This window comes from Halomonas getboli (genome assembly GCF_023094245.1).
In the GTDB taxonomy this organism is placed as follows: Bacteria; Pseudomonadota; Gammaproteobacteria; order Pseudomonadales; family Halomonadaceae; genus Halomonas; species Halomonas getboli.
The window spans coordinates 199,751-215,607 of sequence record NZ_JALMEW010000006.1; the positions used below are offsets into that span (position 1 = coordinate 199,751).

At 65.8% G+C, this 15,857-nt stretch carries 13 protein-coding genes and 3 pseudogenes; 9 read left to right on the forward strand and 7 right to left on the reverse strand.

Annotated features, from left to right (window positions below):
• The first annotated feature begins 156 nt into the window (after positions 1-156).
• The 3 genes from MYL53_RS13935 (at position 157) to MYL53_RS13945 (ending at position 3,782) form a co-directional block, all read left to right on the forward strand.
• Entirely contained in the window at positions 157-585 is a 429-nt protein-coding gene (locus tag MYL53_RS13935; RefSeq protein ID WP_247854547.1) for a host attachment protein, read from the forward strand.
• 237 nt (positions 586-822) lie between these two features.
• On the forward strand, positions 823-2,970 hold the full coding sequence (locus MYL53_RS13940) for a methyl-accepting chemotaxis protein (RefSeq protein WP_247854548.1): 2,148 nt from the start codon (positions 823-825) through the stop codon (positions 2,968-2,970).
• 353 nt (positions 2,971-3,323) lie between these two features.
• On the forward strand, positions 3,324-3,782 hold the full coding sequence (locus MYL53_RS13945) for an RES family NAD+ phosphorylase (RefSeq protein WP_247854549.1): 459 nt from the start codon (positions 3,324-3,326) through the stop codon (positions 3,780-3,782).
• Positions 3,783-4,009: 227 nt separating this feature from the next.
• On the opposite strand, the gene MYL53_RS13950 is transcribed toward MYL53_RS13945, so the two are convergent.
• From MYL53_RS13950 to MYL53_RS13975, 6 genes and pseudogenes are all read right to left on the reverse strand, one after another.
• Complete coding sequence (locus MYL53_RS13950; RefSeq protein WP_247854550.1) at positions 4,010-4,234, reverse strand: hypothetical protein; 225 nt, start codon at positions 4,232-4,234, stop codon at positions 4,010-4,012.
• The gene (locus tag MYL53_RS13955; RefSeq protein WP_247854551.1) at positions 4,231-4,584 is read right to left on the reverse strand and encodes a hypothetical protein; all 354 of its coding nucleotides are present in this window, start codon (positions 4,582-4,584) and stop codon (positions 4,231-4,233) included. Before MYL53_RS13955 ends, MYL53_RS13950 begins: the two co-directional genes overlap by 4 nt.
• A gap of 67 nt (positions 4,585-4,651) precedes the next feature.
• A complete protein-coding gene (locus MYL53_RS13960) occupies positions 4,652-5,401 on the reverse strand; it encodes an EcsC family protein (RefSeq protein WP_247854552.1) in 750 nt (249 codons plus the stop codon).
• A gap of 56 nt (positions 5,402-5,457) precedes the next feature.
• Positions 5,458-5,790 carry a hypothetical protein gene (locus tag MYL53_RS13965; RefSeq protein ID WP_247854553.1) on the reverse strand — a complete coding sequence of 111 codons (333 nt, stop codon included), beginning with the start codon at positions 5,788-5,790 and terminating at the stop codon, positions 5,458-5,460.
• Between the two features lie 105 nt (positions 5,791-5,895).
• Positions 5,896-6,153, reverse strand: a pseudogene (locus MYL53_RS13970) (flagellin); the annotation flags it as partial.
• A 1,098-nt stretch (positions 6,154-7,251) separates the two neighbouring features.
• Positions 7,252-7,641, reverse strand: a pseudogene (locus MYL53_RS13975) (flagellin N-terminal helical domain-containing protein); the annotation flags it as partial.
• A 228-nt stretch (positions 7,642-7,869) separates the two neighbouring features.
• Here MYL53_RS13975 and MYL53_RS13980 point away from each other — a divergent pair.
• Complete coding sequence (locus MYL53_RS13980; RefSeq protein WP_247854554.1) at positions 7,870-8,109, forward strand: DUF2835 family protein; 240 nt, start codon at positions 7,870-7,872, stop codon at positions 8,107-8,109.
• A gap of 9 nt (positions 8,110-8,118) precedes the next feature.
• Here the strand turns inward: MYL53_RS13980 and MYL53_RS13985 are convergent, their stop codons facing one another.
• On the reverse strand, positions 8,119-10,818 hold the full coding sequence (locus MYL53_RS13985; RefSeq protein ID WP_247854555.1) for an EAL domain-containing protein: 2,700 nt from the start codon (positions 10,816-10,818) through the stop codon (positions 8,119-8,121).
• Between the two features lie 194 nt (positions 10,819-11,012).
• Here MYL53_RS13985 and MYL53_RS13990 point away from each other — a divergent pair, with 194 nt between their 5' ends.
• The 5 genes and pseudogenes from MYL53_RS13990 to MYL53_RS14010 form a co-directional block, all read left to right on the forward strand.
• On the forward strand, positions 11,013-12,734 hold the full coding sequence (locus tag MYL53_RS13990; RefSeq protein WP_247854556.1) for a PilZ domain-containing protein: 1,722 nt from the start codon (positions 11,013-11,015) through the stop codon (positions 12,732-12,734).
• A 79-nt stretch (positions 12,735-12,813) separates the two neighbouring features.
• Positions 12,814-14,211, forward strand: coding sequence for a flagellar filament capping protein FliD (gene fliD / locus MYL53_RS13995; RefSeq protein WP_247854557.1), 1,398 nt, complete (start codon positions 12,814-12,816; stop codon positions 14,209-14,211).
• Between the two features lie 31 nt (positions 14,212-14,242).
• Complete coding sequence (gene fliS, locus MYL53_RS14000; RefSeq protein ID WP_247854558.1) at positions 14,243-14,668, forward strand: flagellar export chaperone FliS; 426 nt, start codon at positions 14,243-14,245, stop codon at positions 14,666-14,668.
• Position 14,669: 1 nt separating this feature from the next.
• Complete coding sequence (gene fliT, locus MYL53_RS14005; RefSeq protein WP_247854559.1) at positions 14,670-15,071, forward strand: flagellar protein FliT; 402 nt, start codon at positions 14,670-14,672, stop codon at positions 15,069-15,071.
• A pseudogene (locus MYL53_RS14010) lies at positions 15,068-15,857 on the forward strand (hypothetical protein); the annotation flags it as partial. The gene fliT and the pseudogene MYL53_RS14010, both read left to right, overlap by 4 nt.

Consider the following 15,857-nt stretch of genomic DNA (forward strand, 5'->3'; position numbering starts at 1 on the left):
GCGGCAGTGTCCGCGGATGCCGACGCCCAGGAGCCTGTCGAGCTCCTGGTGTCGCCGTTTGACGCTGAACGGCGTCTTGCCAATGCTGTGAGGGACGGGCGGAAAGCCGCTTTCCGCTCTCTCACGCCGAGATTCACGCTGAGACAAGGAGCGACGATGACGACCTATATCGTGGTGGCCGATGCCGCCAGGGCGCGGGTGTTCACCCGCGATGCCCTAAAGCTCGAAGAGAAGGACAGCCTGGTGCACGCCGAGGGGCGCCTGCACGAGGGCGATCTGGTGACCGACCGCGAAGGCGACGTGCACGAATCGTCCGCCACCGCCGCCCGCTCCGCCGGCGGCGAGAGCACCGCCACCGACCATCACGAGACCCTGTTCGCCCGCGAGGTGGCCGATCGACTCTACCGGGCGCGAGTCGAGAACACGCTGGAGAAGCTGATCCTGGTGGCGCCGCCGCGCTTCCTCGGGCTGCTGCGCGACAAGCTCGACGGTCCCACCGCCAAGATGGTCATTCATTCCCTGGCCAAGGACCTGACCAAGGCCAGCCTCGAGGACATTCGCGAGGCGGTGAGCGACCTGCGCTGAGCGCGCGGCGACATCGACGGTGATTTTCCGCCCGGGGGCGTCAAGTCCCCGGGCGGTTTGCCGATAGGGCGGGGAACGGTGCGCCACGCGCCGCTATCGCACTTCCTTGTCCCGAATCGCGAGAACTCCCCATGATACTCCCTGTTCCGTCGAGCGGGGCGGCCCGACCGCCCCGCCGAACCCTGCCGGCTGCCCGGCTCGCCGATGTCTCCCAGCCCGTTCGCCTGGAGGCCGGCCATGCGTTTTAAGTCCCTGCGTACCCACGTCGCCCTGCTGGTGGGGCTGTGCATCCTGCTGGTGGCGGCAGTGCTGGTCGGCTATGCCACCGTGTCCGCCTCGCGCTCCGAGGCGCTGGTGGCCGAGCAGACCGGCGAGCTGCTCCAGGACAACGCCGAGCAGCGCCTCGAGGCGCTGGCCGATGCCCGCATCCAGGAGATCCAGCGCCACTTCGAAGGCGCCCTGGCGGTGGCCCAGGGCCTGGCCACGACCAACGCCCTTATGGGCCAGCAGGACGACCAGGGCCGGCCGCGGCTGACCCTGGGGCGCCGCGAGCTCTCCAACCTGACCCGCGAGGCCGTGGTCGAGCACCCGGACCTGCTGGACGCCTTCATCGGCTGGGAGCCGGACGCCTTCGGGCCCGACGCCTACTTCGCCGATATCGCCGACGGCGGCTATGGCGACGACGGCCGCTTCATGCCCTGGTGGTATCGCACCGCCGACGGCGACATCGAGGTGCTGGCGCTGGGCGACGGCATGGAGAGCGAGGCGCTCGACGAGCTGGGCATCCGCGAGGGCGAGTACTACCTGTGCCCCAAGGAGACCGGCCGCACCTGCATCATCGACCCGCACTATTACGACTACGACGGCGAGCGCAAGCTGGTCACCTCCTTCAACGTGCCGATCCGGGTCGACGGCGAGTTCCGCGGCGTGGCCGGCGTGGACTTCGACGTAGCCTTCCTGCAGGGCATGCTCGCCGAGGCCAATCAGGGCCTCTACGACGGCGTGGGCCAGATGGCGCTGGTCGCCTCCCGCGGCGTGCTGGCCGCGGCCACCGAGGACAATGCCGCGCTGGGCCAGCCGGCGGCCGAGACCCTGGACGCGACGATGGCGGAGCCGCTGGCGACCGCCCGCGACGGCGAGACGATCTATCGCTTCGACGAGGACGCCGGGCGCTTCGAGATCTACCGGCCCTTCACCATCGGCGACACCGTCGAGCCCTGGGTGCTGGCGATCCGCCTGCCCGAGAGCGCCGTGCTGGCCGGGCTGCACCGCCTCGAAGGGCAGCTTGCCGACCAGCGCCAGGCCGACTTCTGGGGCATGACCCTGGTCGGCCTGATCGTGGCCGGGCTGGGCCTGCTGGCGAGCTGGCTGCTGGGCAGCAGCATCGCCCGCCCGCTCCGCCACCTGGCCGATCGCATGCGCGATATCGCCTCCGGCGACGGCGACCTGACCCGCCGCCTGCCGATCCGCGGCCGCGACGAGAAGGCCGAGCTGGCGCGCCAGTTCAACGCCTTCGCCGACAAGGTCAACGACGTGCTGCTCGACGTGCGCGACAGCAGCGAATCCGTCAACGTGGCGGCCACCGAGATCGCCCAGGGCGGCCAGGACCTGTCGCGGCGCACCGAGAACGCCGCTTCCAGCCTGCAGCAGACCTCGGCCTCGATGGAGGAGATCACCGGCACCGTCGAGCAGACCGCCGAGTCGGCGCAGCAGGCCAGCGGCCTGGCCAGCTCGGCCAGTGAGGTCGCCCGCCGCGGCGGCGAGGCCATGGGCCAGGTGCGCGAGACCATGCAGGGCATCACCGAGTCGTCGCGCCAGATCGCCGAGATCGTGGCGATGATGGACAGCATCGCCTTCCAGACCAATCTGCTGGCGCTCAACGCCTCGGTGGAGGCGGCCCGGGCCGGCGAGCAGGGCCGCGGCTTCGCCGTGGTAGCCGGCGAGGTGCGCCAGCTGGCCAGCCGCAGTGCCGAATCCGCCAAGCAGATCCGCGCGCTGATCGATACCTCGGCGACCCGTACCGAAGAGGGCGAGCGCCAGGTGCAAGCCGCCGGCGAGACCATGGAGGAACTGGTGCAGAGCGTGACTCGGGTGGCCGACGTGCTGGGCGAGATCACCAGCGCCACCGGCGAGCAGAGCGACGGCATCGGCCAGGTCAACGTGGCGGTCTCGGAGCTGGACAACATGACCCAGCAGAACGCCGCCCTGGTCGAGGAATCGACCACCGCCGCCGAGCACCTCAAGGCCCAGGCCGAGCATCTGGCCGATCTGGTCGGCGGCTTCACCCTGGCCCAGCGCTCCACCGGCGGCGCCCCGGCCCTCAGCGGTGGCCAGCCGCGGCCCGCGGCGCTGCCGCATACGTACAGGGAGGAGGAGCCGGCCTGAGATGTCGGGGCTTAGCGGCTTACTCCGGCACGACCTGAAGTGAGGAAAACAGCCCGGCCATGTGCCGGGCTATTCTTTTCTAATAGACTGTTTTTCAAGCGTTTGATCATTTCTACCATGATCATGACGATGGAAGGATCAACGCCTCATCGTGCGACGCCGGGGGAGCGCATCAACAGCGCCTTCCCGCCGATCGACGTGTTCGAGGATACCCTCGACCCCGAGGACCTGGAGCTCGCCTTCGCCATCGAAGGCATGACCAACGACAGGCTGCTCGAGGAGGCCGGTGAGCCGGTGAGCTGGCGCGCGTGCCACCCGAGGATCGTGTCTCGGGGCCGGGTTCGACGCCCATCATGGCCGCCTTTACCCATATCGGCAGGCGGTCCCGCTTCAGCGACGGCACCTTCGGGATCTACTACTGCGCCAGCCGGCTGGACACCGCCATCGCCGAGACGCGCTTCCATCTCGCCGAGTTTCTGGCTGCCACCCGAGAAGGCACCGTCGAGATCACCATGCGCACCTATATCAACGCCATCACCCGGGAGCTGGAGGACATTCGGCAGGGGCATGACGCGCTGCATGATCCCGATACCGCTCGTTACGGCGACGCGCAGGCCTTCGCTACTCAGAAGCGCGAGTCCGGTGCTTTCGGGCTGCTCTATCGAAGCGTTCGCGATCCCGGTCACGAGTGCGCCGCCATCTTCCGGCCGCCCGCGCTCAGCATCCCGGTGCAGGGGCCGCACCTGCGCTATCTATGGGACGGCCGGCAACAGGCGATCACCCATGTGCTGGAGATATCCGAGCATCGGTGAGGTCAGATGAATATGGCTGGATGTTGCAGATGGGGAAGTGCCCGCCTAACGGTAGTTGAGTCGCAAAGGTGATCTCACTATTTGACATAGGGCTTGTTTTTGCTTTTGGAAGTTGTCAAGGATTACTTGATAACTAAAATCGCATATAAATCTATATTTTCGGTGTATTGCGATTTTCAGGCTGGCATTTTGAGGGTGCGCGGTCGAATAGATCGCCAAGCTTGGTCTCAGTTTATGCCCTGATCATTGGATATTCTTGGCAGCGCCAGCATCGCCATGGTATGGGCCTTCTGGTCGCTGACCGCGCGAGTATAAAGGTCATGAAGCTGCGCGTAGTCGCCCGCCATGGCCTCATCCATGCCGCTGGCTTCGAAGCGGTCCATCAGTGTGCGCGTGTCACGAATCACCTCGTCTAGCTCGTCGATCACCCGCTGGTGCTCGTCCTCGGTCATGTGGCGAGTTCCTGGGTGCGGTGGTAGAGGGTGCGGGCGTTCTCGACGGCGACGGCCTCGTGGGCGTCCAGCGGCAATGAGGCGCTGTTGCCCGTTCGCTCGCCCAGGCGTACAGCTTCCAGCTGCCGGGAGTAGCGCGTCATCAGGTGCTTGAGGTTCATGCGGATCATCGCGATCTCCAGCTCGAACTCGATCTTCAGCTCTTTCAGCCTGAGCGTCTCGCCCTGATTGGTGCAGCGCTCGATGCGTTCTTGCAGCGTGCTATCCACAAGCCGCTCGGTGGCCTGAAGCTTGAGGGTAAGATCGTAGACCACATCGTGGGCAGAGAGGAGGTCAATGGAGGCAGGCATTCATCGTCTCCTTGATACTCAGGAAGTGTGTATCCGCCTCCATTTCCATCGTCTCCGCTCCATGCTGTCATTTCGTATCATTAGAAGCTTGCTGATAATCGGAGCCACCTTGGGTATCTGGTTCGATTTCTATATCTTCCATGGTGATATCGTTGATATCTGCCTCATCATGGATATCTAGATCTTCGGCAGTACCCTTTTCAATGAAGGTCTTGCGCGCAATATTGCCGACGACATTGGTCGAGTAAGAGTCAAATGTGGCACCGACGACTCCTCCGGCGAGCGGTACCATCTTGCCAAGATTGATAACTCCTTTGCTGCCGAATTTAGTTACCAAGCGAAAGCCAACTTTTTGGTTGATTTTGGTAAGTACGGTTCCTGGAACTTTTTTTATCATGCTTGTTGTCAAGCGCGTTCCAAGATTGATGCCGGCTTCCTTGATAATGTCATTGGCGGCACTGCCAGTCAGGCATACATAGACCAGTGAGCGAACGCGATCATCGCGGACGTCATATCCCGCCATGACAGCAATGGCTGCTACCATCCTGACTTGAATATAAAGAAGAGATGCCACACTTGCCGGAACGGTGACTGGCAATGTGATGGCACCTCCTAGCCCACTGATAAATCCAGTGGTGCCTGTTTTGGTGTTTTGCCACCGAATCATAGAGTTGGCGCAGGCAACCAGATCGTTGCTTTTCTTGTAGTTGTGGGCAAGCTCCTGCGCGCTATCAAAGCCAGGGATTCCTTCGATGGCCTTGTCGTAAGTCCATTCCAGTGCTTTTAGCATCTTGGTTTGTGTCAGTTTTTCGGCCATATCAGCTCTTCTTTGAAAGATTTGGTTTTTTCTCGAGATGTGTGCTCTTTTGTATTTCAAGAGATGTCTATGTCAAGCGTATTAGAAAGGTGTTGGTAGAAGTCTTCTCGCTGTCTGGGGTTTTCTAGATCTTGGCAGGCGGAGCATAGTGCTTTTAAGGCCTGTTTTTCTGTGATTTTTCTGTCTGCGATGTGCTCTTTTAGCTTGTTGTTGTAGATATATTTTAACTCATTGTAGCCGTTTGCTTGTCCGCAAGCTACTTTGGGCGAGTCACCTTCTCCTTTCGGATGTTCGTCATCGTAATCGAATTGATCGTTGATATCCCTGATTGACGTTATGCCGTCACAAGTTTCTGTTTGGGATGCTTCGTAAAGTTCTTTAAGCCTCATGATATCTCCTATGGTTTTATAATGGATGTTATATTTAGTTAGGCGGTTGGTATGAGAAAGGGCCGGCATGGGCCGGCCCTTTTTTCTACCGTCGTACCACTAGGATTAACCCAGCAGCGACAGGGCGCTCTGCGGCAGCTGGTTGGCCTGTGCCAGCACTGAAGTGCCGGCCTGCTGCAGGATCTGGTTCTTGGTCATGTTGGCCACTTCGGTGGCGTAGTCGGCATCCTCGATGCGCGAGCGAGCGGCCGAGAGATTGGTTTCGGTGGTGCTCAGGTTGGTGATGGCAGAATCGAAGCGGTTCTGCACGGCACCCAGCTCGGAGCGGAGGCTATCGACGGTATTCAGTGCAGAGTCGACGGCTTCCAGAGGGTTGGCAGTGCTTGCTTCCGCGATGGGGGTAAGATCTTCCAGCGCATCGGGGTTGGCTTGAAGGTCGAGACCATCAACATCCGCGGGGGAGTATGCATTGCCATTCAGCTCGATATATGCGGTGGTGCCGTCCGTACCGCCTGCCTGAGCGCGGACGGTCTGGGTGTTGCCATCGCTATCGGTGTACTGCGCATCCTGGATGGTGACCTGGCCCGTGCTGGTATCTACGCTTTCAACAGCCAGCATGGTGCCATCAGACTGTTCCACCACATAGTTGCCTGTGCTGTTTCCGTTGGAGTCGAGGATCTCGCGAAGGTCGCCCGATACGGTATCACCCGCACTGTCATTCTGCAGAGAAACAGTGTTTGTTGCCGTGGTATCTAGAGTGAAGGTGCCATCGTTATTGACGTCTGCTTGGTTAAGGGAGTAATAGGTGCCGGCATCGGACTTGACGTAATAGTTGCCAGAGCCGTCCTCGACCATGCTGTCGACGCTCTCACCGCTTGGCAGCGTGATCGTTGAGCCAGTATCTGTCGGGGTGATGGAAAATGTTGCATCTACGTTGTTTGCAGGACTGCCAACTGTGCCGCCTGTGGGTGCGCTTCCTACTTTAGAAGCTCCAGATAAATCAATAGTACCATTTGATTGAATATCTGAGGCTGTTATTGCGTAATATTCATCGCCGCCGGAACCATCATCATAGTTTGCGTAATAGTTGCCACTTCCATCTTCCACAAAACCCTTGATTGTACCGCCAGGTGCATCAGCAGTAGAGTCAGTTACATTGGTGTTTTCCAATGTAATGGTACGGTTGAAACCTGTGGCTGCAGTCTCGCCCGTAATGCTATCGGTGCTTTGAACAGAGAGCTCGCTTACCGAGTCACTCAGGTTGAGCATTGGATCGGTGCTTACGGTCTCGGTAACCTTGAAAGAGTCGAGGCCGAGAGTAGAGGCATTGATCGTCTGCAGGTTGACAGAGATGGACTCGCCGTCGTTGGCACCTACTTGAATGCTCAGGGCATCATCGGTGTTAAGCACCTTGACACCGTTGAAATCGGTTTCCTCGGAAATGCGATTGATTTCCTTGAGACGCTGACCGATTTCATCCTGGATGCTCTGAAGGTCGGCATCGGAGTTCGTGTCGTTCTGAGCCTGCACGGTCAGCTCGCGGACACGCTGCAAGTTATCGTTGACCTGGTTCAGGGCGCCCTCGGCGGTCTGGGCGACGGAGATGCCGTCGTTGGCGTTGCGCTGCGCCTGGGAAAGGCCGGTGATCTGGGCGCTCATGCGGTTGGCGATGGCCTGGCCGGCGGCGTCGTCCTTGGCGCTGTTGATGCGCAGGCCCGAGGAGAGACGCTCCATGGAAGTGGTCAGGGCGCTCTTGGATTCGTTGAGGTTCTGCTGACCGATCAGCGAGGTGATATTGCTGTTGATCATCATCGGCATGGTGATTTCCTTCCAAACTGTTGAGGGCTCCATTGGCGGACCCGTCACGATGGCGCTCCGGGCCTGCCGCAACGGCGCCGTTGGCCGTTATTCCCTTTATCGGTGGCCTGGAAGGGAGCTTTAGGGTAGGGAGAGAAAATTTTTACTGGCCGGCTCGGGGGGCAGCCAAGCTATTCGGGATGCGGTAGGCCAGGAAGGCGGTGATAGACTCGCTTTTCTTGCTCCTTACACCTCACCCCCCGCCCCTTACCCGTCAAGCCCATGCCCACCATCGACATCACCCTCGACCTTTCCTACGCCGCCTGCCTGGCCCACTACGAGGGCCGAGCGGGCGTCGTGCATACCCGTAGCCTGGACGGGCTCAGCGTAGCCTTTCCCACCGAGGCGCTGCGACGGGTGGTGGCGCGGGATGGGGTACACGGTGTCTTCCGGCTTTTTGTGTCGGAGGAGGGGCGCTTCGAGGGTATCCGGCGCCTGTCGGGCGCTCCCGGCCAGCGCTGACGGGTCGGCCTATCCGCTGACCGTGGCCATGGCCTCGCCCCAGGTCGCGGCGAACGCGTCGGCGGGCAGTGGCCGGCCGAAGTAGTAGCCCTGGGCCTGGTCGCAGCCCAGCCGAGCCAGTTCCAGGGCCTGTTCCCGGGTCTCCACGCCTTCGGCGACGGTCCGCATGCCCAGGCTGCGGGCCATGGCGATGATGGTCTCCACGATGGCGCGATCCTGGGGGCCGTCGAGCATCTTGCGCACGAAGGAGAGGTCGATCTTGAGGGTGTCGGCGGCGAAGCGGTGCAGGTAGGCCAGCGACGAGTAGCCGGTGCCGAAGTCGTCGATCGAGAGGGTGTAGCCGGCCCGGCGCAGGGAGTGGGTGATGTCGATGGCCTGCTCGGCGTCGCGCATCACGTCGGTTTCCGTCAGCTCCAGGTCGATGCTGGAAGACGGCGTGTGGCGGGTCAGCTCGGCGATGTGCCGGGCCAGGTTCGGGTCGGCGAACTGCTGGGCCGAGACGTTGATCGACAGTCGCCCGGGCAGGCTCACGCCCTCGCGCCGCCAGGCGGCCAGCTGGCGGGCGGCCTCGGCGAGCACCCAGTCGCCCAGCGGGCGGATCAGCCCGCGCGCCTCGGCCAGGGCAATGAACTCTCCGGGGCTGACCCAGCCCCATTCCTCGTCGTGCCAGCGGCACAGCGCCTCGGCGCCCACCAGCCTGCCGCTGGCCAGGTCGATCTTCGGCTGGTAGTGAAGCGTGAGGCGGCCGTCGCCGATGGCGAGCTGAAGCCGCTCGGTCATCAGCTGGCGGCGCTGCAGGTCGCGGGTCATGGCGGCGTCGAAGGGGCAGGTGCCGTCGGCCTGCTGCTTGGCGTGATAGAGGGCGATGCTGGCGAACTTGAACAGCTCCTCTGACGTCACGGCATCGGCGGGATAGCGCGCAGTACCGATGCTGACCGCCAGGGCGAAGCGGCGATGGCCGAGCGTGATCGGCTGGCCCGCGGTGCGGCGCATGCGTTCCAGGCATTCCTCGAGACGCGCCGCCGAGGCCCGGGGCACCAGCAGGGCGAACTCGTCGTTGGAGAGCCGCGCCAGGCGCTCGTGCGGTCCCAGGGCATGCTGCAAGCGCTCGGCGAGGGCGGCGAGCAGCCGGTCGCCGACCTGGTGACCGTGGATGTCGTTGATTTCCTTGAAGCGGCGGATGTCGAGCAGCAGCAGTGCCAGCGGCGTCTGCTCGCGCTCGGCGGCCCGGCGCTGGTGGCTCAGGTCCTCCATGAAGCGGATACGGTTGGGCAGGCCGGTGGTGCCGTCGGTGTAGGCCAGCTGGCGCATGCGCCGGTGGTCGCTGCGGCGCTCCAGCTCGGCGGCGGCGCCGGTGGAGAGGATGCGCAGCACCGAGGTGGCGAAGGCGTCGGCCTCCAGCGGCTGGCGATACAGCAGCACGATGACCCCGATCGGCTCGCCCCGGGCGTTGTCCAGCCGGCGGCCGATCCAGGCGCGGGTGGCGGCCGGGAAGCCGGGCAGGCTCGGGGCCGCGCCGTCGTGGACCATGATCTCCTGCTCGTCGAGCAGCCGCGCGCAGGGCGTGCCGGCCAGCGGCAGGTCGGCGCGACTCAGGCGCCGGCCATCGGCCTGGGCGCTGACCAGGCTCAGGCGTGCTTCGGCGGGGCGCGCCGAGGCCGCCGGCGCGTCGCCGGGGGCTTCCAGCAGCGCGACGAAGCCGGCGTCGGCCTCGAGCAGTCGGGTCAGGGTGTCCACCAGCTGATGGAAGTAGTCGTCGCCGATGCGGCTGGTGACGGTGGAGGCGACCTGCATCACCGCCTGCTGGACGCGCTGGGCCTCCTGCTGCTCGGTGACGTCGGTGATGAAGCCTTCGAGGCACTCGACCCGGCCCTCGGCATCGAGCACCGCCTGGCCCTGTTCCCACATCCAGCGCAGGCGGCCGTCGGCGGTCTGCAGGCGATAGACCATCTGGAAGGGCTCGCCGCGGGCGATGGCCTGCTGCACGGCGTCGTCGACGAGCTGCTGGTCGTCGGGATGAATGAGCTCGGCATAGCTGACGCGCCGGTTGTGGGTCAGGGCCTCGGCCGGATAGCCGGTCAGCGCCTCGGCGCCCCGGCTGACCAGCAGCATGGTCCAGGCCGCGTCGTTGAGGCAGCGGTAGGCCATGCCGGGCAGGTGGTTGAGCAGGGTATCCAGCCGGCGTTCGCTCTCCCGGGCATGGCGCTCGCTGGCCTGCAGGGCGCGTTCGGCCTCGCGTCGGCTCAGCTCTGCGCCGGCCTGGGTCGCGGCGATATGTAACAGCTCGCGCTCCTGGTCGCTGGGCGCCATGGGGCGATTGGCGAGCACCGCCAGCAGGCCCATGAAGGTGCCGTCCGGGGCGCTCAGGGCCAGCCCGAGATAGCTCTCGGCGCCGAGTTCCTGGAGAAGGGTGTCGTCGGGAAAGCGCGCCTGGACGTCGCGGGCATACAGGCAGGGGGCGCGCTCCATCACCGTCTCGCAGGGCGTGCCGGCCAACGCATAGTGCAGGTTCGCCCGATGGCGTCCCTCGGACCAGACGGCCAGGGTGGCAGCCTCGCCCTCGCTGACCCGGGCGAGCAGCACATGATCGGCCGACAGCAGCCTGGCCAGCCGTTCCACCAGGGTGTCGAAGAAGTCGGGGGCGCCGCTGTGGCCGAGCCCCTCGGCGAGTCGCTGGAAGGCCTCCTCGGCGCTGATCCGGGCGGGCATCGCGGTTCTCCCTGCTGATGGCGCTGTTGTTATGGATATGGAGCCGTTGCCTCTCTGCACTTGTCGACAGATTGCGTGTGCTCGGCAGGCAAGGCAAGGCCGGGTATGAAGATAGTGCTCGTGTGCTCAAGTCGTCTGCCGGTCGGCCGATATGTCTCGATGGGCTACAGGAACGATTCGCGCGAGGCACAGGGATGGCAGAGGACGGTTACACCCGCATCGACAACCCCATGGAGATCGAGACGCTGCTCGAGGTGCTGAGCGAGCCGGGCGGGGCCTCGCTGCAGCTCGGCGAACAGGGAGAACCCTTGCCGGTGTTGCTCGCCGAGCTGGCACAGGGCGAGGCCCTGGAGCTGGATATCAGCGCGGTCGGCGAGATCGCCGGCGAGCTGCGCGAGGGCCGGGCCTTCCGCCTGCTCGGCCAGGCCCAGGGCAAGCTGGTGCGCACCCCCGAGATGGTCGCGGAGGCCTGCCGCCGGGACGACGGCCGTTTGCTGTGCCGCTGTGCCTGGCCCCAGCGCCTGGAGGTACTGCAGCGCCGCGATACCTTCCGCGCCCGGCTGCGGCTGGGCATGGAGGTCGGTGCCATCCTGCGCGATGACGAGGGCAACCGCGCCGAGGGCGATCTCAAGGATCTGTCGCTGGAGGGTTGCCAGCTGGCGCTGCCGCTGTCGGCCACCGCCCTGATGGCCGAGGCGCCGCTGCCGCTGGATATCGAACTGTGCTTTCCCGACGGCACCCACTTCCAGGCCCGGGGCCGGGCGCGACATCGTCGGGCGGACACCGAGCGCCAGACGCTGACCGCCGGCTTCCAGTTCGAGGGCCATGGCCCCGACCAGGAGCGCCGGCTGTGGCACTTCGTGCGCGAGATCGAGCGGGAGGCGGCGCGTCACGTCGAGGGCGGCGAGGCCGCGAGGCCGCCTTCGCCGCTGTTCCAGGGGGCGGCCAGCGTCGACCCGAAGGCGGGGCGCCGCGGCGACCAGGCCTATGCCACGCCGATGACCCGGCGCCTGGCCCATATCGCCGGCTATCTGGACGCCCAGCTGCTGGAGCTGCGCGACGGCGGCGAGATCGACGGCGTGGCGCTGTCGCGCCACGCCGACCGCCTGCTGCGACTGCACGAGGAGGATCGCGAGGGGTTGCTGTTCGCCTGCGATGCGCTGCATGGCGAGTCCTGGCTGGTGGGCCACGGGCTGGGCGTGGCGGTGCGGCTGCTCGACCTGGTCGGCCGCGATTCGGTGCCCCAGGAGCTGCGCAAGGCGCTGGTGGCGTCGGCCATGGTGCATGACCTCGGCAAGGCGCTGCTGGCGGATGACGCCTGGTGGCATGTCATGCCCGGCGATGCCGGAACGCCCGAACTGCATGAGCATGTCGCCCTGCTGGAGGCGCGCATGAGCGGCTGTCAGTGGCTGTCCTCCGCGGTCTTCGCCTCGGTGGTGCGACGCATCAACGAGCGCCTGGACGGCAGCGGCTATCCGGTCGGCCTTTCCGGCGAGGTGCTGGGCGAGCTGGAGCGCGCCGCGGCGGTGGTCGATGCCGTGGATGCCCTGCGCCGCCCCCTCGGCGATCGCCCCGCCTGGCGGGCCGGCGCCGTCTATCGCTATCTGATCGATCGCGAACACGCCTTCGACCCGCGCTGGGTCAAGCGCTACATCGCCCGCTTCGGCCTCTATCCGGTCGGCAGCCTGGTGCGTTTCGGTGGCGGCCGGCTGGCCTGGATCCAGGGCCTCGATGACGACGGCCGCCCGACGCGGGTGCAGCTCGCCGAGGCGAGCGAAGCGTTCGGCGAGGCGCTGAAGGGCAAGGTGCTGAAGGGAGAGGTGCTGACCGGCGAGGTCATCCGCCGCCTCGGCGAGCCGCGCGAGGAAGTTCCGGTGGCTAAAGTCTTCGCCGACGCCGCCGATACCCCGAAATAGACCGTCCGTCGGGGGCTGCTCGCGACCATGATCGCCGCGCGCCCCTGTCAGACTCATCGCCTATCAGGAAGGAAGCGTCATGGCCTCGATTTCATCTTTGGGTATCGGCTCGGGACTGGACCTCAACGGTCTGCTCGATCAGCTGGAGAGCGCCGAGCGCGAGCAGCTGGCGCCGCTGGAAACGCAGAAGGCCAGCTACAAGGCGGAGATCTCCGCCTACGGCAAGCTGGAGAGCGCGCTGTCCTCGTTCCAGGATGCGGCGGCCAAGCTCAACGACGACTCGCTCTATCGCAGCCTGTCCAGCGCGGTGACCGGCGATAGCGCCACGGCCACCGCCACCAGCGAGGCTCAGGCGGGCACCTACGACGTCAGCGTCACCAATCTGGCGCGCTCCCAGAGCATCGCCACCGCGGGCTTCGCCGAGGACGAGACCTTCGGCGGCGAGATGACGCTCGGCGTCGGCGGCGAGGCGCCGCTGTCCTTCACCATCGAGGCGGGCAGCTCGCTGGAAGACGTGCGCGACACTATCAACGGCCAGGACGCCGGCGTCACGGCGAGCATCGTCAACGACGGCTCCGGCACGCCCTATCGCTTGGTGCTGTCCAGCGACGAGACGGGCACCGAGGCGGCGATCGAATCCATGAGTCTGACCGACTCGGGCGTGGCGGATGATCGTTTCGCCTTTGATATCAACAATCTGGCCCCTGCTGAAGGCGAGACGGGTTATGACCCGGCCTATGCCGGCGTTCGTCAGACCGTGGCCGCCGAGAATGCCGAGCTGACGGTCAACGGCATCGGCATCACCAGCCAGTCGAACACCGTGGAAGGCGCCATCCAGGGCGTGACCCTGGAGCTCGCCGAAGAAGGCGATTCCACCGTCAAGGTGGAGCTCAACAACCGCGCGCTGCGCGAGGCGGTGACCGACTTCGTCGATGCCTACAACGAGTACCGCTCCACCGCCGATGACCTCACCAGCTTCGACCAGGAGAGCGGCGCGGCCGGCGAGCTGCTGGGCGACAGCACCATGCGCAGCGTCGAGTCGCGCATGCGCAGCGCCCTGAGCGGCGGCACGCCGGGCGGCGGCATGCTCAGCGATATCGGCATCAGCCTGGAGCTCGATGGCACCCTGAGCCTCGACGACGAGGCGCTGGACGACGTGATCCTGAACGATCGCCAGGCGCTGTCCGGCTTCTTCGCCGGCACCGGCGACAGCGATGGCATGTCCGATGTGCTGGACGGCACTCTCGGCGGCCTGCTCGACGACGGCGGCACCCTGGACAACGCCACCTCGGGGCTGGAGTCGAACATCGAGCGGCTGGACGAGCGCTACGCCAGCATGGAGGACGGCATCGCCAACACCGTCTCGCGCTATCGCAGCCAGTTCAGCCAGCTGGACAGCATGATCGCCAACATGAACCAGACCAGCACCTACCTGACCCAGCAGTTCGATTCGCTGAACGCACAGCTGGGTCAGTAAACCGGATGCCACCACACGAGGGGGAACGAGGATGAGTGCCATGCGAGGAGCCGCCGCCTACGGACGCGGGGCCAGCGCCTATTCCAGGGTTGGAGTGGAGAGCGGCGTGATGTCCGCCAGCCCCCACCAGCTGATCGTGATGCTGTTCGATGGCGCCGTGGCGTCCATCCGGGCGGCGCGCATCCATATCGAGGCCGGCAACACCGCCGAGAAGGGCAAGTCGATCTCCAAGGCGCTGGATATCGTCAACAACGGCCTGGCGGCGGCACTGGACGCCGAGCAGGGCGGAGAGTTGGCCGGCAACCTGGCCTCGCTCTATGACTACATCGCACGGCTGCTGCTGGCGGCCAATCTGCACAGCGAGGTGGCCAAGCTCGATGAGGCCGAGCGCCTGCTGAACGACATCGCCTCGGCCTGGCGCGAGATTGCTCCCCAGGCCCAGGCCGCCGGAGGCTGACATGACCCACGCTCGCGAGGTGCCTTCCGAGGCGGTGATCGACGGCTATCAGGACCTGCTGGCGCGCAGCGAGCGGATGCTGGCGCTGGCCCGGGAGGCCGACTGGCCGGCGCTGGTGGAGCACGAGGCCGGCTACGTCCAGCAGGTGGGGCGCATCGCCGAGCTGGATGCGCAGCATGCGCTGACCGAGGACGAGCGGCGGCGCAAGGCCGAGCTGCTGGAGCCGATCCTCGAGAACGATATGGAGGTGCGCCGCCTGCTGGTCCAGCGGCGCGACGAGCTGGGCGAGCTGATCGGCACGGCTCAGCGCCGCCGAGATCTGCAGCAGGCCTATGGCGACGGCGGCAAGAGCGGTCGGCGGGTGCTGTCGGCGGCTTCGCGCTTCGGCCAGGGTAGGCCGTGAGCGGCATCACGCCGCTGATCGATACCCTGCTGCACCAGGTGCTGGGCAGGCGGGTCGACACGCCTTCGCCCCAGCCGCTCAACCAGCCGGTCAGGCCGACCTCGCCCGGCGAGGCGCTGCGCGCCGTGCATAGCGACTCGCGGCTCGAGACGCGCGCCCCTGGCCCCGCCGTGGGCCATGTGGCCAAGGGGCAGGGGCGCGCAGCGCCCCAACCCTCGTCGCCCGCCGCCGGCCCGCCCGGCTCGGCCCAGACCCACCTCAGCGCCACGGCGCGCACCATTGCCGACCTGCTGGGTCGCTTTCCCGCACCGCCGTCGGCGGTGTCGCCGGCCGCGCCGCTGCTGGCCGCGGGTCAGGCGGCCACGCCCGAACAGCTCGCCCAGCGGCTCGCCGGCAGCATCCGCGACAGCGGACTGTTCTACGAATCCCATCTGGCGCGCTGGTTCCAGGGCGATCTGCCCCGCCAGCAGCTCAATCGCGAGCCGCAGATGCTGCAGCTGTTGCAGCAGCTTCGGTTTGCTCCGGTGGCTTCCTCGCCGGGCGTGACTCCCGCCGCGGCACTGGCCACGGCCGCTGCCGCCACGGCGGTTTCCGCTTCTGCTTCCGGTTTGCCGGCCCCCGTCCGCGCCGAGGCGCTGGCCGCACGCCTTCAGGCGCTGCAGCCGCCTGTGCCCTTCCTGGCCCGCGCCGCTGCGCCGCGGGGCGAGGGGGGCTCGCTCGGGCCGCTGCCCGGCGCCGGCGCGCCTACCCTGACGCCGCCGGCGGCTACGGCGCCCCCCGCCGGCC

Coding starts and splice junctions, on each gene's coding strand:
- MYL53_RS13935 (WP_247854547.1), top strand. CDS start 157: ATGACGACCTATATCGTGGTGGCCGATGCCGCCAGGGCGCGGGTGTTC.
- MYL53_RS13940 (WP_247854548.1), top strand. CDS start 823: ATGCGTTTTAAGTCCCTGCGTACCCACGTCGCCCTGCTGGTGGGGCTG.
- MYL53_RS13945 (WP_247854549.1), top strand. CDS start 3,324: ATGGCCGCCTTTACCCATATCGGCAGGCGGTCCCGCTTCAGCGACGGC.
- MYL53_RS13950 (WP_247854550.1), bottom strand. CDS start 4,234: ATGACCGAGGACGAGCACCAGCGGGTGATCGACGAGCTAGACGAGGTG.
- MYL53_RS13955 (WP_247854551.1), bottom strand. CDS start 4,584: ATGCCTGCCTCCATTGACCTCCTCTCTGCCCACGATGTGGTCTACGAT.
- MYL53_RS13960 (WP_247854552.1), bottom strand. CDS start 5,401: ATGGCCGAAAAACTGACACAAACCAAGATGCTAAAAGCACTGGAATGG.
- MYL53_RS13965 (WP_247854553.1), bottom strand. CDS start 5,790: ATGAGGCTTAAAGAACTTTACGAAGCATCCCAAACAGAAACTTGTGAC.
- MYL53_RS13980 (WP_247854554.1), top strand. CDS start 7,870: ATGCCCACCATCGACATCACCCTCGACCTTTCCTACGCCGCCTGCCTG.
- MYL53_RS13985 (WP_247854555.1), bottom strand. CDS start 10,818: ATGCCCGCCCGGATCAGCGCCGAGGAGGCCTTCCAGCGACTCGCCGAG.
- MYL53_RS13990 (WP_247854556.1), top strand. CDS start 11,013: ATGGCAGAGGACGGTTACACCCGCATCGACAACCCCATGGAGATCGAG.
- fliD (WP_247854557.1), top strand. CDS start 12,814: ATGGCCTCGATTTCATCTTTGGGTATCGGCTCGGGACTGGACCTCAAC.
- fliS (WP_247854558.1), top strand. CDS start 14,243: ATGAGTGCCATGCGAGGAGCCGCCGCCTACGGACGCGGGGCCAGCGCC.
- fliT (WP_247854559.1), top strand. CDS start 14,670: ATGACCCACGCTCGCGAGGTGCCTTCCGAGGCGGTGATCGACGGCTAT.